Below are 16,201 nucleotides of genomic sequence, written 5' to 3'. Positions count from 1 at the left end.
TGTGGTTCTCAGAATCATCCCCCCATTCTTGGCTTCCAATCGTGCTGAACTTCAGCTCAACTTGGTAGCGCTTACTTTTTGAGTAATCATAAGATTGCGCTGGGGATGCGTAAAGGTACAGTTACGCTGAGAAAGTACAAATAGCGAATATAGTTCCCGAGAAACAGCCTACATTAACCGCTATGAACGTCCATTTTCCGAAATACACTCGGAGAAATGCCGCGTACCCGCTTGAAAGCTCGGCGGAATGAATGTGCACTATTATACCCGGTGGCCTCCGCTATCTCGTCAATGGTCTGACCGGTGGAGTGCAACAAGTTCGAGGCAGCATCGATGCGTACCCGTTCTACATAATCGGAAAGATTCTCTCCCGTATGTTCTTTGAATAGTTGGGATATAAACTTCTCGGACTTGCTCATGTGCTCGGCAATCCGATAGATCGTCAAGTTTGCATCCCCATAATGTTGTTGGATAAAACAAATCATTTCGCTTACAGTATCCGCATGTGCTCCTGCTCTTCTTCTCTGGAAATCACCGCAGATGTCTTCCGTTAACCGTTTGAACTTTGCACGCAGCGAAGTAATCGTTTCTGTCATCTGAATGGATGTCACCCGGGTTTTATATTCCTCCAGCAGGGAGGCATCCAACTTGAATTTGGGTTCGTCCAGCTTCAGAAAAGTCCCCTTCAGCTCCATGATGAACTGCTGTGTCATCTCGTAGGACAGTTCCCGCTCTTCTAAATTACGAAGAAACAATTGCTCCAGAATACGTATCGCCTCTTCAGGCTCACCGACTTTGATTGTGTTCAGCAGGCGCTGTTCAGACTCAATCGGATAATAGAACATTTCATTTTCCTTCATCGTATCTTCAAATCTCACCAGATGATCTGTTCCCATATGAATGGCATAATCCAGAGCTTGTTTGGCTTCGTCAAAGGAACGCCCTGCATCATTCCAGACCTCGTAAGCTGCACCTGTGCCAATTGTTGTGGATATCCGATGCTCCCGGTAGATCACTTCCATCAAGGTGTTCAGCTCTTTTTCACATCTCCCTATAGCTTCATTCAGTGAGTTCTCATCCAATGGACAGGCAAAAGCGATCTGGTCTGTTCCCCAATCCGTGATCAGCAGCTGCGCATTACACTCTGTAAGTACCTGTTTGATGAGCAGCCTTGCGACACCCAGTTCATGGATCGTTTCTTCACTGTCCGGATTGGCATATCCGTTTACCTTCACTAAGCCTGCCAAGCCCTTGCTGCTATGAAGAGAAATGTGCGCCTGGGATGAGATAACCTCCAACTCAAGTGAGGTATAGACTTCTCCCGTTAACAAACGTTTGATAAAACCGTCTCTCAATAACGGAATCTGCTCATTCATGGCGTTTTTAAGTGAGTCATTATTAGCAATGAGATTGTTAATATGGCTTGCCAAAAAATCATATTCATTGCCCCGTCTGCCTGGGGAATCGGTGATTTGTTCCCTAAAAGAGGCCAACAATCTGTAAACGGGTGCACTATTCCGATAGGCCAGAACCAGCCCGAATAACAGTCCCAAGGCAATGGTTGCCAAAGTAAAGACCAGCGTGACTTGTTTGATTTGGTCCGCTTTTGTCATGAGTGCTTTTTCCGGAATCCCTGCCATGTAATTCCATCCATTTTGACTGGACTGCATCGATATCAGCAGCCGACCATCATTTCCAGGCTGTACATTCTGCACGTTCAGCTCCGTTTCCGCAGCGTTATCTTCTCTCTGGCGACTCTGTGCCATTTGCTCGGCTTCGGCTTGTTCAATGCCATGGGAGAAAATGATCTGTCCTTCCGCATCAGTGACGAGAGTCCAGCCGCCATATTGATCCACAATATTTTGAGTAAGGCTGGCCATCTGATCCTGATCAATCATGACACCAATCGTCGCTTGCGGTTTGTTGAAGCTGTTCAAAGGCAGAGATTGCAGAAACGTAATGGCGGGAACGTCTGCAAGCACAGTGCCGAGTATTTCACGTTTATAGTTTCGAAGCGGTATGATTTCATTAAAGTGTGGTTGTTTAAGAATTTGGTCATGCCATTGTTCAAACGACATACCGTCCAGCTGATTGGCAGCATAATAATGCTCTGGACGATAATACACAGTTCTTGGTGTGATGATGGCATTGTAGTTCGGAATGTGAATGAAGAAATGGGACAAGTAATCATTGGTACTGCTGTACATGGAGAGGCTCCGCTGCATACGGTTCATACCGTAGACATTGTAGAGATCATGCGGCTTTGGCCCAGCAATTAAATTTTGCAAATCGGGATTGACGGCAAGCTGTCTGGTAAAAGCTTCGACTTGAAGAAGATTTCGCTCAATGATCTCTTTCCCGAGACTCAGCGACTTCAAGCTGTTTTCAATGGAACTGGAACGGGCCGCTTCAATAGAAGCTCGGTAAGAGGCATATCCCGCAATTTGAGGAATCATCAGAATGACAAGATACGAAATGAGGAATCGGCGGAACACGGGTGAAAATTTGGACCATAGGAGCTGCATATGTACCCTCCCTTTTTTTATCGAGCGCTTACATTTCTCTGTGTTAAGGTAGCTGTTCAATGATACACCGGGCATTTCTTCCTGGTGAAGGTACAACTTCTTCCTTATGGTACATTTACATACTGTAGCGTACAATGCTTGCATGAAAATAATTGTTGGTCTGCGGGTTAGCGCACAAATATAGTTGTATTTTACCTTCGCATGACATCCATCCCAAAGTATCAAAAATAAACGCAAAAAACCTCCCCAAGACATGGAATGACTTGGGGAGGTTTTTGTTTAACGTTGTGCTTATTAATTGCTAACGGCAACAAATTTCCATTGTTGGTTTGTAGCACCTGTGTAGGTGCTCTGCTGCAGCAAGGCTCCATCCGAAGTGGAAGCGTTTGCCACTTCAATCGCTTTATTGCTGTTCACGTTGATGATACTCCAGTACCCGTTACCAAGATCGTTGACCTTAAAATGCTGAGCGGTTGTGTTCAGATTGCTCATGAGTTGAACCGCTTCCCCATTGGTGAGGGTACCGTTGCGAATATCGATGACTTTGTCCGGTGAGTTCACACTTGTCAGTGTATAGTTGCCGCTACCGATCGAGGTCAGAACCCACTTCTGAGGGTTACCGCCCAGATCACTCCACTGCTGGAGCTGAAGATTATTTTCATTTTGACCACCAGGAACATCAACAACTTTGTTGGAATGCCGGGCTACGATTTTATAAGTTGCACCGGATACAAGACCCGTTGTCGGTCCACCTGTTCCACTGCCCGGGTAAGTCTGAGCACGTTCATGGTACCAGTTAAACAGGAATCGTCCCATGGCACTCCGTGAAGCATCACCGTCCCACTTCAGGCCTGCCGTAGGATCGGCAAAGGAGCTTCGTGGTCCTTCACTTAGAATGAATCCGTTCATATGAGCTGCAATGCTGACATTGCCTGATGCGTTGAAAATCGTTTTGGTATTGGTGCCAAAACCTTCATTGCTACCATTAAACAAGTTCCAATAGGCCGAATCGCCAGGTTTGTTTTTGAACCAGGTTACCTCGGTAATATTAATCGGATATTTGTCAGCAGCTGCCTTCACGTTGGTATTCCACTGGTCTTGCAGGATAGAGAAGTTGTCATATGCGCCATAACCAGGGTACCAGTGAACCGCATATCCATAGTTATTGAGCGGATCAGTCAATGGATGGCTTGCCGTCAAGCTGTAAAATTGGTTGTATCCCAGACCTGCCGCCCAGATGACGTTGTCCGCACCTTTGCTGCGAATTGTTGAAATCATGGAATTTTGGAAATTACGCAAGTCATTCCAGTGATCCACAAAGTCATTTTCCCCGTTGTATCCACCCCAATGTCCATTGGCATAGGATTTCACCGGTTCGTTGATCAGTTCGAAGTGAACGTTGTCTGCACTTTTGATCTCCGGGCGTGAAGCGAGATAACCCCAGATTTCGTTGAATTTTTGCAGGTTGGCAGGTGTTGTCGCCTGATCATCCTTCAATGTGAAGTCCAGTCCTAGGACAACATAGACACCTTTTGTTTTGGCATATTGAATATACGGAATAATTACATTTTGCGTAACGGTCTGCACACCGGCAAAGTTATATGTACCAGCAGCCACATCTCCCATGTCCTGACGATCGATGAACAGACGTACCTGATTCATATTCCAGCCATGATTGCTTCCGTACTTCGCGCTGGTGTCAGCAAAAGTATCGGTAATGTCTTTCAGATAAGCCAGTGTAGCTGCATGACGGTTATTGCCGTGCAAATTGAGGTAATAATTGCTGTCCTGATACGTCCAGTAGGCACCTGAGGGTTGATGCCAACCGTTCAGTAGCACAGGCTGGTTGTTGCTGTTCACCAGGTTTTTGCCGTTTACGTGCAGCTTGCCCATCGGCATGCCCACCCATGCTTCGGCACGGCTGCCTCCCCATGGAGCAATTGTGATCAATAAAGCCAGAATGAGTACAAGTTTACAAGATGTCATGAACTTCTTCACTTTAATTCCTCCTGATCTGATATATTGCCTTGCAATAACGCGAGTATGCTCCGTCAGAGTATCTCTGATCAAACAGATCGCTCAGGTCGGCGCCCGCTCCCGCAGCCCGTTCCACACCAGCAGGGGGATCCTGCGCAGGGAAGGATCGCGGTTCTGCTGTGAGCAGACGTTCATGAGATCGTTACATGCCCCCTTTTCACAGATGGAATGTTGCATGAAGTTCCTCCTCCCTCTTCCAGTCTGATCCCACTCCAAACGTACAGAAGAACTTAACTTAACCGACGATTCCCGTACGCTCTACACTCTCTACGAAATATCGTTGCACAAACAAATAGATGATGATCAAAGGCAGAATGGCAAGAAGAATTCCTGTATCCTGGATCATACTCAGATAGAACGGATCGGCTTGGGAAGCTGCACCGTCAGTAACCTGCTGGGCCAGATTATACGGAAGGGACGATAACTGAGTCGACATGACTTTACTTGAAGTCAGATAAGTCGTCGTATAAAAGCTGTCGTTCCACTGCCATACGAAGGAAAACAGCATGACTGTTACCATGGACGGAATGGCATTGGGCAGCATGATTCTTGAAAATGTTCGTCCGATGCCCGCGCCGTCCACATAGGCCGCCTCCTCCACTTCCTTCGGAATACCTCTGAAGAATTGCCGGAAGATAAAGATGTACAAACCGGCTTTAAGTGAATTGGCCGTAATCGCCGTCAGAATAAACGGCCAATAGGTATTAAGCAAATTAACAGGTTTGCCGGCTATAAGCGTCATAAGCCCCATCAGGTCAAAGCTTTTCAGATTCAGGTATACCGGAATGAGAATGGTCGTTGGCGGTACAAGAATCGTCAGAATTACACCGGCAAACAGCCAGTTGCTTCCCCTGAATTTCAGTCTGGCGAATCCGTATCCTGCAAGTGCACAAGATGCTGTAGTCAGCAGTGTAGTCGTTGCAGACAGGGCAAACGTATTAAACAGCGTTGCCCAGTAATCCATTACGCGTATCGCCTCTTTGAAATTGTCGATGGAGAAGTTCTGTGGAATCCACACCACCACTGCCGAATACAGATCACCTTTAGCTTTGATGGATGTGGAAACCTTCTGAAATATGGGAAACAGGATAACGAAGGAAAGCCCGGTAATCAGAACGAATCGGATCATGGCCCACAGCCAGCCTTTCCAATGCTCCAGCGATAATAATCGTGATGTTGTCACGTGGGACACCCTCCTTTCTAATCTTGATAGAAGACTCGCTTCGAGAAAATGATGTTTACGATAACCAGAATGATGGCAATGGCCAGAAAGTAGACCCATGCCATGGCAGAACTTAATCCAAAGTCAAATTTGACGAAGCCGGTATCCCGGATCAGTTCCGTCATGGCGTTATTGGCAAACGAATCAATGATTGTATAGATCGCATTGACAAAAATAAGCGGGCTGACCATTGGGAACGTAATTTTCCAAAAGGTTTCATAACCCGTTGCCCCTTCCATCTTCGAAGCCTCATACAGTTGAGGGGAAATCGTCTGGATCCCTGCCAAAAAGATCAAAATCTGTACACCGGATTGACTGACGATCTGATAGATCCGATCTACGGCGCTGCTCAGATACGTAACGATCCAATCGCTCACTCCGGCGTTAACCATCAGATTTTCGAGTTCAAATGTCCCGAGTGAGCTTCCACCTGTGCTGCTCTGATTAACCGCTTCAATCAAGCTGGTGCTCTCCAGTGTCATAATCACTCCCGATGCTAGAATAACGGGCAGGAAAAAGATCGACCGCGCTACAGCCCGGCCCCTGAACTTCTGATTCAGGATGACGGCAAGGAACAGACTGAATATAACGATAAGCGGTACGTTGATGAGCACGTCTGTGATCGCCTCAATTAACGCACGGTTAAAGCTTGTATTGACGGTCAGCGCCTGAATATAATTGGCAACACCGTTGAACTGAATTGCTATGCCTTCCGCGTTAGCCTGAATTGTACTCATGCTGTATCGCAGAGAGGCTAACAGCGGAATGAAGAAAAACAACACAAAACCAATGAGCCAGGGAAGCACGTAGATTACGCCCCACATGGCTTTCTGCTGAGCATACGTACGACTTCCCCATTTCCATTTCAGGAGCGTCTTCAGAGCTGCTCACCACCAGTCACATAGCTTTGGGCTTCCACTGTATCGTTGTTAACTTCTACAGGGAAGTCGTTATAATTGACGATTACGAACCCGCCACCTTCATATGTTGTCCGGAAGACGCCCTCCTCCAGGGATTCATGGGACATCATGGAACGTCCGGCAAACGGCTGGTTCACCTGGTTCACCTCGTTGTAAATCTCGGCAGCCAGATCGATCCATTGTTCATAATTCGCCGCGTAGAGATCATCATAATCCGTTTCTTTCACAACATGGTTTGGCGCATTGAACCATGCAAAGTAAGGACTGGCTCCATATTCAATCAGCTTCAACACATATTGCCTTGCATTGGTATATGTGGAGAGATTGTATGGCGTCCCCGTATAACCGATGCTGCCGTGTACAACGAGCTGATAGAACGGAATCTCTTCATCCTCCAGCTTGAAACGACTGCTGGTCATTGGCGCATCTGTCAGACCAGTTACATACGGCAGGGCATAAGCGTTCCCACCTTCAGCAACAAGCGAGCCAGACTGCTGTCCGATCTGTTCAAGTGCCTTCTTCACGGAGCCAAGCGCTTGGGTTCGGTCCACCAGCTTTTTCGGATTCATATCGCTGTTTAACTGAGCTGCCAGATCATTCAGGCTTAGTGACAGTCCATCCTTTTGAAGGGACCTCAGCTCATCTAACATGTCTGCCGTCACGTCCTCCAGCATGTTGGGCGAAAGCACATAGGATGGTGAACGATCCCGGTCCCGCCGCTGTATGGCCTGGTTCATCGGATATAAGACCGCCGGTTCCTGAGTTAATGTGCGTGAAGCTTCTTTGGACGGTTTAAACCCTTTTTTGGATTGCACATTCAGCAGAGCGATATCGGGATAGAAACCGATGCCCGCTTCTTGTGTATATGCGCTGAATTCCCGCAATCCCTTTTTCCCGCCTACCGCGCCGTCTACTTGGATGGAATCCGGCAGTCGATGATGGAGTCCGCCGTTAAGCCATCCCGCATAGCGCACCTGAATATTGGATACCTTCTTCTCCGTCAAGGCGGAAAGAATGTTTTTGGCTTCATCAAACGTGGTCAAAGCCTCCGTTGAATCATACGGTATGCCCAGCATATGCTGCCTTGTTGTCATGCCACCGAACAATTGCAGATAAAAGGGAACGTTACTCTGCTCCTTGCTGGCATTCAGCTCGGGAAGTCCGCCGTTTTGCACCAGATAATCCCGATAGAGTGATGCAAGTCCCGAGTACGAGGCTTTATCCGCCCCGACAAAAGCATATCGAACGACGAAATCAGACGCGGTCGGTTTCTTCTGGAATTTCGGAAGTGTACGAACCATATCACTTGCCTGAAGCGTCACATCGCTCTTGTTCACGACATAGAAGCTTGGATATACGTTGTTGTAACTGTTCAGTTTGCCGCTGATATCGGCATTCACAACTGCAACGGCATCCCCTTCTTCAATAATGCCCAGGAAAGCTCCCTCTTTCCGAATCAGTCCAAATACCGGCAACCTGGCTCTGGCTTCATTCGAACTTGCTTCCCGTAGTTTCATGGTCATATCCGGTCCGTATATATCTTGTTGATAGGCAGGATACTGCAGCTTGCCATTGTTAAAATGGATCAACGCTCCCGAACCGTCCGGCACCAGTATGGAGCCCTCTTCTTCTGAACCCCCGGCCCCGAAGTAATCCATTACAGATATGCTGTTGATCGGATATTCCTCCGGAAAATGAATGCCTGAGGACGGAACACGCACGAGCAGATCCTCTCCATCCAGCTCATATTCCATCGTAAGCATAAACAGCCGTGGTCCACTTCGTTCCTCTTCAATGCCAAACTCGGCATGATCCTGAGCCAGATCCTCCGATGTGTAACCGGCTGTGTCAAAAGCCTTCAAGGCCCGGGACAATTGCAATCCTTGCATCGCCTTATCAATCCGGACGTAAGCGCCTTCATCCTTGTCTTCCGCATAGCCGACCTTCAAGGCCCGTTGCCCGGCCTTGTCTAGCTGTGCAAGCAGCCTTTGTTCGAATCGCTCCTTGCTGATCTTCATCGGCAAGTCTTCTATGGATCGCTCAGTGCTTCCAAACTGGTAGTGGACCCGCACGCCGCTTGGCAGCACCTCGTAGCTTATCTGCTTGTGTGCAACACTATCCGTGAAGGAATTCACGGTGCTGCTCTGTCCGAGGCTGTTGAAGAAGCTGAGCTTCGTCTGTGATGACAAAAGGTCTTTGTTTATCCCGGCAGCAACCCCATCCTGCTCACGATCTGCAGGATTGCTGCGCCAGATCTGCCCGCTCTGCGTGTGAATCACTGCAATCTCGGCAGTCTCTTCGTTAATGAACAACTGCAGCGCAGCATTCTGCGCAATACCTACCATGCCGGGAAGGCGGACATCGCTGAACGATGATTTCAGTTTCTCTCCGGGAGGCAGGGAGGGAAAGTCCGTCTGATCAGCGGCAGTCACTGTCTCGTGAGCGAGCGGTGTTGGCGAGAATTGACAACCGCCCAGAAGCAGACTGCCCGCGAGCAGCATTCCTGTTATTTTTTTGGCTACGGTACAATTCATAACAATTTCCTCCTCCCTTAGCCCCGAAGCACTAATTCCTGATAGATGGTTACAACAAACGATACAATCTGCTGTACAAGACTAAAGAATAACAGGCATAGAAATGCCATAAACGCCATCGCTACAAGTGTCAGCAGCATCGTGAGCACCGTTTTGGCTGGTGTGTACTGATGAACCGTCATATTCCCCACAAATAACAGATATACCGTCCATACAACGGCGAGTGCATTGGAGAAATAATAAAAGGCAGTTTCCTGCGCAGAGATCACAAGACTCAGCCAGATCCATGGAAAATGAATGAGTAACAACGGTACCAGTGCAAAGCACGTTGACATGAAAATCTCGGAGAACTTGCCTTCCCCGTCCATCAATGTGGTTAACGACCAGTTCGCCACACACCAAAACAGTACCGGTATAATGACATATAACATTTCGAGCAGACTGTTCAGGTACTTTGGATTACTGAGATTAATGAGAAAACCGCTGTACTGGGCATGCAAAATTTTGGTGATGACCAGAAGCACCAGGATCATGAAAGCAATCAGCAGTGAGTTTCTCTGGTTCCGTTCATATTTCAGTTCCCAGTATCCGTCAAACGGATGAAAAATCAGATGCAGCGGGTACTGGTATAGTTGCTTACTTGATGCCTGCATTCGTAGTCCTCCTTTTCTGCCTGCGAACGATGATGACGGTGACAATCGCAGCGACAGCCAGGAATATACCGGACATCATCCATGAAAAATGCTCACGCATCAGCTCTTTGCGGTACAAAAGAAAAGCTTTGGAATACCCTTTGGGCTCCATGCTGCGCTTGAAATATTTCGCAGACTCGGCGTATTCCTTCTGACGAAGCAATGCTTTGCCAATTCCCGCATACGCATATTCCAAGTTAGCGTTCATCTCGGCAGCTTGGGCAAACAGCACCGAAGATTGATCTTCATCACCGTTATAGTAGCTGCGCACCGCTTCGTGGAGTGTACGTCCGTATTCAGTTGTTTGAAAGACGGTGATTTCACCCAGCGCTTTATCCAGAACTAACATCCGGTCTCCCGCACGTTCCAGGGCAACAGGTGTATTAAATTGGCCCAGCCGGTTCCCGATGCCCCCATAAATATGGAGCAGATATCCGTCTCCATTGTAGGTAAAGATTCGGCCCTTGCTGGAATCCAGTACGGAATACATGTCACTGTCACCCACATCCACATCAATCAGGCGGGATGGCCCTGCTTCCTGGGTATACAGCAAATCACCCTGCGGAGTCTGATAGCCTTCTCTGCGCAAAATGTCTGTACCCTGGGCATTCAGCTTCTTGACCGGATCCTTGCCGCGATCCCCGCTAGTGGCGTAGATGAAGCCCTCTTCATCCATATCCAGATTGGTAAATTCCGTTGGAGTGAACATCACCATCTGACTGCGCTGCTCCCGTGTTGCAAACCGTTTCCAAAGATATTCCACCGGGTCCACCTGAACTCTGTTCGCTCCAATGAAGGAAGAGAACGTACCATCGGCGCTGAACTCCATGAATCCATCAAATACGCCTTCGGCCATGACGTAGATACGCTCCCCTTTGTCCATAACAATCCGCATCGGTTTAAACTGGAAGTCTGCTTTTAACAGATCCGATTTTGGTTCAGACACAATCTTGACCAGCTTCCCCTGTTCATCCAGATGCACCACCCGGTGATTATCCGAATCAGCGACCAGCAGATGACCTTTTTCCGTGACGTACAATCCCTGTGGATTTTTAAAATGATCTTCCTTGCCTTCCTGCTCAAATGAATCAATCGTCCGTACCAGCTTGAAGTTGCGATCCATCTCAATGATGCGGCCATTGCCCGAATCGAGCACAAAGACGTGCTGATTGGCGGTAACATGCATGTCACTTGGCTCTTTCATAGGAGTTGTGTTCAGCTTCTTGCCGGTGATAATGGTTGTTGCCTCATATGCCGCCGGTGAAGGAACTGCGTCACCCCAGAAGGAATAATGATACGCATCCGTTTTACCATCTGCATTCACGTAGGGCGCCTCTTGAACGAACAACAGGAGGCAGATCATGCCCATGATGATCGATTTACGTTTTTTCCATGTGCTTCTCCGCACCTCGCTGCCTCCTTTCTACTCTTTCATGCCCGAAGTGGCCATCGTCTGCATAACACTGCTCTGAGAGATAATAAACAGAGTGATCGGTACAATCATCAGCAGCAAGGCAACAGCCGCACCTACACCGGCTCTTGCAATCCCTCCCTGCACAATCTGACTGAGCGCATAATGCAGCGTTTTGAGATTTTCACTGTAAATGAAGCTTCCGCCATCCGTTCCCCATAACGCTGGAAACTGCAGGATCATGAGCGTGAGCCATGCCGGCTTCACATTGGGCATCACGATGCTCCAGAATATCCGGTATTCATTGGCTCCGTCGATTTTGGCTGCCTCCAGCAAAGCATCGGGAATCTGCTCCATGAACTGTTTCATCAGGAAAAGTCCTAGCGAGAACGCAAGTGATGGCACAATAATGGACGCATGAGTGTTAATCCAGCCAAGCCAGGACATCACCATGTAGTTCGGAATCGCCGTAACATGCGGCGAGAACATCAGGGACAGAATGACAATGGTGAACAACACTTTGGAACCCGGAAAACGATACTTCGCCAGCGGATAAGCTGCTGCAGATGCAAGAAGGATATGCCCCGCTGTGCCAAGTATCGTAATGAGCAATGTGTTGGCAATATAGCGGGATAACGGCACCCACGAATTGCCCATGAGGTTGATCAAATCGGCAAAATTCTCCGTTGTCGGATTGTTCACCCAGAAACGCGGCGGGAAAATAAACAGCTCATCCAGCGGCTTGAATGCATTGTTGACTGCATAGATGAGCGGAAGCACCATAAAGGAGCCGAACACGCCCAGCAATGCAAATAACAACAGGCTGACGGTAAATGACCGATTGAGCCTTTTTGGCATGCCAAACACGGCACGTACTTTGCTGGTCATCGTCATTCACCTATCTTTCTAAGCATTTTTTGCGTGAAAACGTTTGTACCCAGCATCAGGGCAAACAGAACCGTTGCGATGGCCGAGGCATACCCCATCTCGAAACGAATGGTTCCAAAGTCCATCAGATGCGTGACAACTGTGTGTGCCGCATAGTTTACGCTCGGGAAACCTGCCAGTGCGATGGAGATCTCAGCTACGGCGAAGGAAGCAGTAATCTGCATTACCGCACCAAACATCAGCTGCGGTCTCATCGAAGGCAAGGTGATGTACCAGAGCTCCTGCCAGCGGTTTTTGATCCCGTCTACGGTTCCTGCTTCAACCAGAGAACGATCAATGGTTTGCAGTCCTGCAATAAAGGCCAGGAAGCTGGTTCCCAGGCTCAGCCACAGCTGTACAATAATGACGATTGCCAGTACATACTTCTCGTCTGCGAGCCATTGGATCGGTTCCAGTACGACGCCAAGGCGCATCAGAAATCCGTTCATATACCCGTAGCTGTCACCCGAGAAGATGATCAGCCAGATGAAAAAGACGTTGCCCGATATGGATGGGGCATAGAAAACCAGCGTCATGACCGCTCGAATTTTAGGAGACAGCTCATTGATGATCCACGCAAACAAAAAGCAGGCAATATAACTGAGAGGGCCTGTAATTACGGCAAAAAGCAGCGTGTTTTTGAGCGCGATCAGAAATACGTCATCGTTCAGGAAAAGCCGGGAATAGTTCTGCCAGCCGACAAATCGCGGCAGCTCCAGCATATTGAAATGAAAAAAGCTGAGCCCGAGTGAAATGCCGACCGGAATGACAGTAAACATGAAAAAAATCAGCATAAACGGTGCCATCAATACATAATAATGCCTGCTAAGATACAGATCCCGCTTCAATAGGGACCACCAGCCGACCTGGCGGGTATGGACGGCAGGAGCGGCGGCTGTCTTGGTAGTTTTAGCTTGCAACCGTTACCCTCCCTTTCCTCTATTTCAGATTAAATTCCTTGCGTTTCAACTCTATTTCATCATCAATGTACAATACATAGTCTGATAAGGCTTCACGCGGATTTTCATTTGCATTGACCACTTTGCGGAAGGCGTTGTCCAGATGTCGTCCCGTGAAATAACCTCCAGGAAGCTGCGGGATTCCCTGTACCCATTCCCATTGTTTCTCGAGATTTTGATAATCCTTCACAGGCCAAGGCAATTGCTTCAAGGCTTCGATATTGGCCGTGGGGTAACGGGCAGCCGCTCCCATAAGACCTTCCATTTCTCTCCCGTATTCAATCTGGGTCTGCTCAGCAGTCCACCATTTCATGAACTTCCACGCCGCTTCCTTGTTGTCGGCATTTTCGAGCATCATCACCGCGCTCGTAGCGCTGGCCACTTCATGCCGTATGGACCCATCCGGAAGCTGTGTACCTGGAACAATCGTAAAGTCCCAGAGATTGCGGATTTCCGGAGCCATAACCGTCAGCATGTTATACGTGGTGTAATCAGCAATTCCGATCGGCATTTCCCCGGTACGGAAGCGGTTCGGAAAATCGGCTTTGAGCGGAAACTTGTAATTGGTATAAAATTGCGTCCAGCGTTTGAACGCGTCCATTGAAATCTCCGAATCCAGTGCACTTTTCTTCTGGTCTTCGGTGTAGAACGTTCCGTCATTCTGATATAACAACATCGCAAAGGTTGAATTGGGAACCAGGTTGGCATTGTTCAGCGTATCCTCAATCGGCAGATAAAACTCCATGTTATGCTTCTGCAGCACGGCGATGGCGTTATATACGTCCTGCCATGTTTTCGGTGGTTCGAGGCCCAGTTCATTCAGAATATCTTTGCGGTAAAAGAGCATTGGAAAATGCTGCTGCTCCGGAAGGGCATATACCCCGTCGTTGTAGCGGTAAGGCGTCAATCCGCTTTCACGGAACCTGCCCGAAATTTCCTCGAAATCGGGGAACTGGCTTAGATCCGCCGTTGCATTCCTCATCGCATAGTTCACCGGAATGTCTTCGCCCATCTGCATGGCAACATCCGGTCCTTCCCCCGAGAGTGTTGCGGGCAGCAAAATATTAGGCGGAACGAGACGTAACTGCACGGACACATCCGTATCCGGGGTAAACGAATCGTCAATCATGCCTTTCAGTACTTGGGCCTGATCTCGTCCGGTCGTGATCCATACGGTGATGGCATCCTTCTTTTGTTCCACGTTACCAATGCTGTCGTAATCTTCGGTATACGAGGCAACATATGCGCCCAGTTCGTGCTTCACCTGCTGGACGGTGCTCGCTTCCGCTTTTGGCAGCGATTCACCCGGCGGAGATACGACAAGGTAATCCAACGTAATCGGCTGTTCACGTACCGATAGAATCCATGTGCCGAGACCACCTACGTTAATTTTGAACGTATCCAGCCGTTTGGGAACCGTCTCTGGTCTGGAGGCCATATCTTCAAGCTGCAATACCATGGCGTGCAGTACGGCCACTTTGTCACTTTGCTCACCCGTGGCCTTTTCCAGGTAATCTGCAACGGAGCGCAAGGTGTCAGCTTGTTGTTCAAACACCTCCGTCATCTCCGGAATACGCCGTTCCAGTTGGTAATCCCGCAGTGGGTCCGGACTGTTGGAGGTGATCATTAATATTTTGCGATACATCTCATTCAGTTCCAGCACGCTGGATTCCACGGTCCGCAACAGTGGAGCGATGTCGCCAAGTGTAACCGTCATTCGGATTCGGTGTTTTCCTTTTTCAAGATGAAACTGATATGGCTTATCCTCTCCCGAACCCAACACCTGAGTTTGCCAAGCCGGGCTGTAATTAAATCGAATGCGTTTCATTTCCTTAAACGGTACTTCACCGTTAATCGTCAGACTGCGGGTGGCATAGATGCCACGCAATTGATCCTGCTTCACTTTAAGCGCCAGTTGATATAGTCCGTCTTCAGGCACGTCAATTTCCCATTCAATCCATTCGCCCGGCAGTTTCCAGTTAATGCCCCCGATGGCGTTCATCCGAATTTTCGATACATTATAAGGCTCGAGTGAAGGACTTGATCGGTCCGAGATTGGTGCAAGTGTAGGAGATGATTTGCTAACAGCTTCCTCCCCCTGAACTTTCAACATGACAGGAGCCGATTGTTTCAAGCCGAGTGAGGCATAGGTCTGCTCCAGCTCTGCATAGGAAGGAACTTCGCTTTCTTGGTACAGCTCGATATAATCGATCGCCATGCTTTCTCTTAATGAAGTGAGCGATAACTTCTGACTGCCTTTTTCAAAATAAAACTGAAACGGTTCCTCGAAGTACCCTGCACTGTCCTTGAAGGAAGTCAGTTGCCATTCGGGCTGCTCCACTTGTCTTGGTCTAAGCTCATTGCCACGATCGTCCTGCCGGACGTTATCCTCGCGATTCCCCCATACCCTGTCAAACAGAAGAATATCGGCCCCTCTGAAGGGAACCTTACCATTAAGCTCAAGCTTGCGTTCGATCCCGGAGCTTTTGCCTTCTACGGGATAATAGTGAATGCGAATGTTGTACAAACCGCTCACTTGAACGGGAACATCCCAGCGAATGGTTCCAGTTTCCGGCGTAATTACGGCATTTCCGTCTAATCCGGCGTACCCTTGCACAACCTCAAATTCCCCATCCTCTGCCTGAACATAAGATTCGCCTTCGATGCGTACAATTTCATCCGGTTTGGCCGTATTGTCATGAGCAGTCAGATAATGCTCATAACTGAATGAATCCTCGGTTCCCGATACCGCCTCAAAGTCCTCAAGCGCATGTACCGTTCCCGGATTACGATCCCGCGATGGATATAGTGTCCATATGGAGAGCACCAAGGCCAGGACAAGCACCAGGATTAGTCCCTTTTTCTTACGTGACCGCATGTTTGATTGTATCCCCTTTCCTGTAAGCGTTGAGAGAACTGAACGATTGACTAACCCGGACAGACCGCACCTTCACTGGTGCGTTCTGCCCGTGTA

At 48.5% G+C, this 16,201-nt stretch carries 11 protein-coding genes; all 11 read right to left on the bottom strand.

Translation table 11 applies throughout. The annotated features are described in order from the left end of the window. Positions 1-173: 173 nt before the first annotated feature. A complete protein-coding gene (locus ACETMN_RS15380; protein ID WP_411736303.1) occupies positions 174-2,525 on the bottom strand; it encodes a helix-turn-helix domain-containing protein in 2,352 nt (783 codons plus the stop codon). 294 nt (positions 2,526-2,819) lie between these two features. Beyond that, positions 2,820-4,523: an RICIN domain-containing protein gene (locus ACETMN_RS15375; protein ID WP_100526246.1), complete on the bottom strand. Its 1,704-nt coding sequence runs from the start codon at positions 4,521-4,523 to the stop codon at positions 2,820-2,822. Between the two features lie 81 nt (positions 4,524-4,604). Further along, on the bottom strand, positions 4,605-4,739 hold the full coding sequence (locus ACETMN_RS15370; protein WP_256704251.1) for a hypothetical protein: 135 nt from the start codon (positions 4,737-4,739) through the stop codon (positions 4,605-4,607). A gap of 58 nt (positions 4,740-4,797) precedes the next feature. Next, complete coding sequence (locus tag ACETMN_RS15365; RefSeq protein WP_036615897.1) at positions 4,798-5,745, bottom strand: carbohydrate ABC transporter permease; 948 nt, start codon at positions 5,743-5,745, stop codon at positions 4,798-4,800. Positions 5,746-5,762: 17 nt separating this feature from the next. Next, the gene (locus tag ACETMN_RS15360; RefSeq protein ID WP_411736302.1) at positions 5,763-6,608 is read right to left on the bottom strand and encodes a carbohydrate ABC transporter permease; all 846 of its coding nucleotides are present in this window, start codon (positions 6,606-6,608) and stop codon (positions 5,763-5,765) included. 53 nt (positions 6,609-6,661) lie between these two features. Continuing rightward, entirely contained in the window at positions 6,662-9,238 is a 2,577-nt protein-coding gene (locus ACETMN_RS15355) for a DUF5696 domain-containing protein (protein ID WP_411736301.1), read from the bottom strand. Between the two features lie 17 nt (positions 9,239-9,255). Beyond that, on the bottom strand, positions 9,256-9,891 hold the full coding sequence (locus ACETMN_RS15350) for a YIP1 family protein (RefSeq protein ID WP_074095068.1): 636 nt from the start codon (positions 9,889-9,891) through the stop codon (positions 9,256-9,258). After that, entirely contained in the window at positions 9,875-11,338 is a 1,464-nt protein-coding gene (locus tag ACETMN_RS15345) for an NHL repeat-containing protein (RefSeq protein WP_036670947.1), read from the bottom strand. Before ACETMN_RS15345 ends, ACETMN_RS15350 begins: the two co-directional genes overlap by 17 nt. Before the next feature lie 15 nt (positions 11,339-11,353). Continuing rightward, positions 11,354-12,229 carry a carbohydrate ABC transporter permease gene (locus ACETMN_RS15340; protein ID WP_091016289.1) on the bottom strand — a complete coding sequence of 292 codons (876 nt, stop codon included), beginning with the start codon at positions 12,227-12,229 and terminating at the stop codon, positions 11,354-11,356. Between the two features lie 2 nt (positions 12,230-12,231). Continuing rightward, a complete protein-coding gene (locus ACETMN_RS15335) occupies positions 12,232-13,188 on the bottom strand; it encodes a carbohydrate ABC transporter permease (protein WP_036615906.1) in 957 nt (318 codons plus the stop codon). Between the two features lie 19 nt (positions 13,189-13,207). Continuing rightward, positions 13,208-16,105: an extracellular solute-binding protein gene (locus tag ACETMN_RS15330; RefSeq protein ID WP_091016290.1), complete on the bottom strand. Its 2,898-nt coding sequence runs from the start codon at positions 16,103-16,105 to the stop codon at positions 13,208-13,210. Between the last annotated feature and the right edge of the window lie 96 nt (positions 16,106-16,201).

This window comes from Paenibacillus sp. M2 (genome assembly GCF_046713495.1).
GTDB classification, from domain to species: Bacteria; Bacillota; Bacilli; order Paenibacillales; family Paenibacillaceae; genus Paenibacillus; species Paenibacillus amylolyticus_B.
This window is presented reverse-complemented; position numbering and strand designations above follow the sequence as displayed.

Bases quoted from the DNA above. Each gene is read 5' to 3' on its own strand.
- ACETMN_RS15380 (WP_411736303.1), bottom strand. From the start codon at position 2,525: ATGCAGCTCCTATGGTCCAAATTTTCACCCGTGTTCCGCCGATTCCTC.
- ACETMN_RS15370 (WP_256704251.1), bottom strand. From the start codon at position 4,739: ATGCAACATTCCATCTGTGAAAAGGGGGCATGTAACGATCTCATGAAC.
- ACETMN_RS15360 (WP_411736302.1), bottom strand. From the start codon at position 6,608: ATGTGGGGCGTAATCTACGTGCTTCCCTGGCTCATTGGTTTTGTGTTG.
- ACETMN_RS15355 (WP_411736301.1), bottom strand. From the start codon at position 9,238: ATGAATTGTACCGTAGCCAAAAAAATAACAGGAATGCTGCTCGCGGGC.
- ACETMN_RS15350 (WP_074095068.1), bottom strand. From the start codon at position 9,891: ATGCAGGCATCAAGTAAGCAACTATACCAGTACCCGCTGCATCTGATT.
- ACETMN_RS15340 (WP_091016289.1), bottom strand. From the start codon at position 12,229: ATGACCAGCAAAGTACGTGCCGTGTTTGGCATGCCAAAAAGGCTCAAT.
- ACETMN_RS15330 (WP_091016290.1), bottom strand. From the start codon at position 16,105: ATGCGGTCACGTAAGAAAAAGGGACTAATCCTGGTGCTTGTCCTGGCC.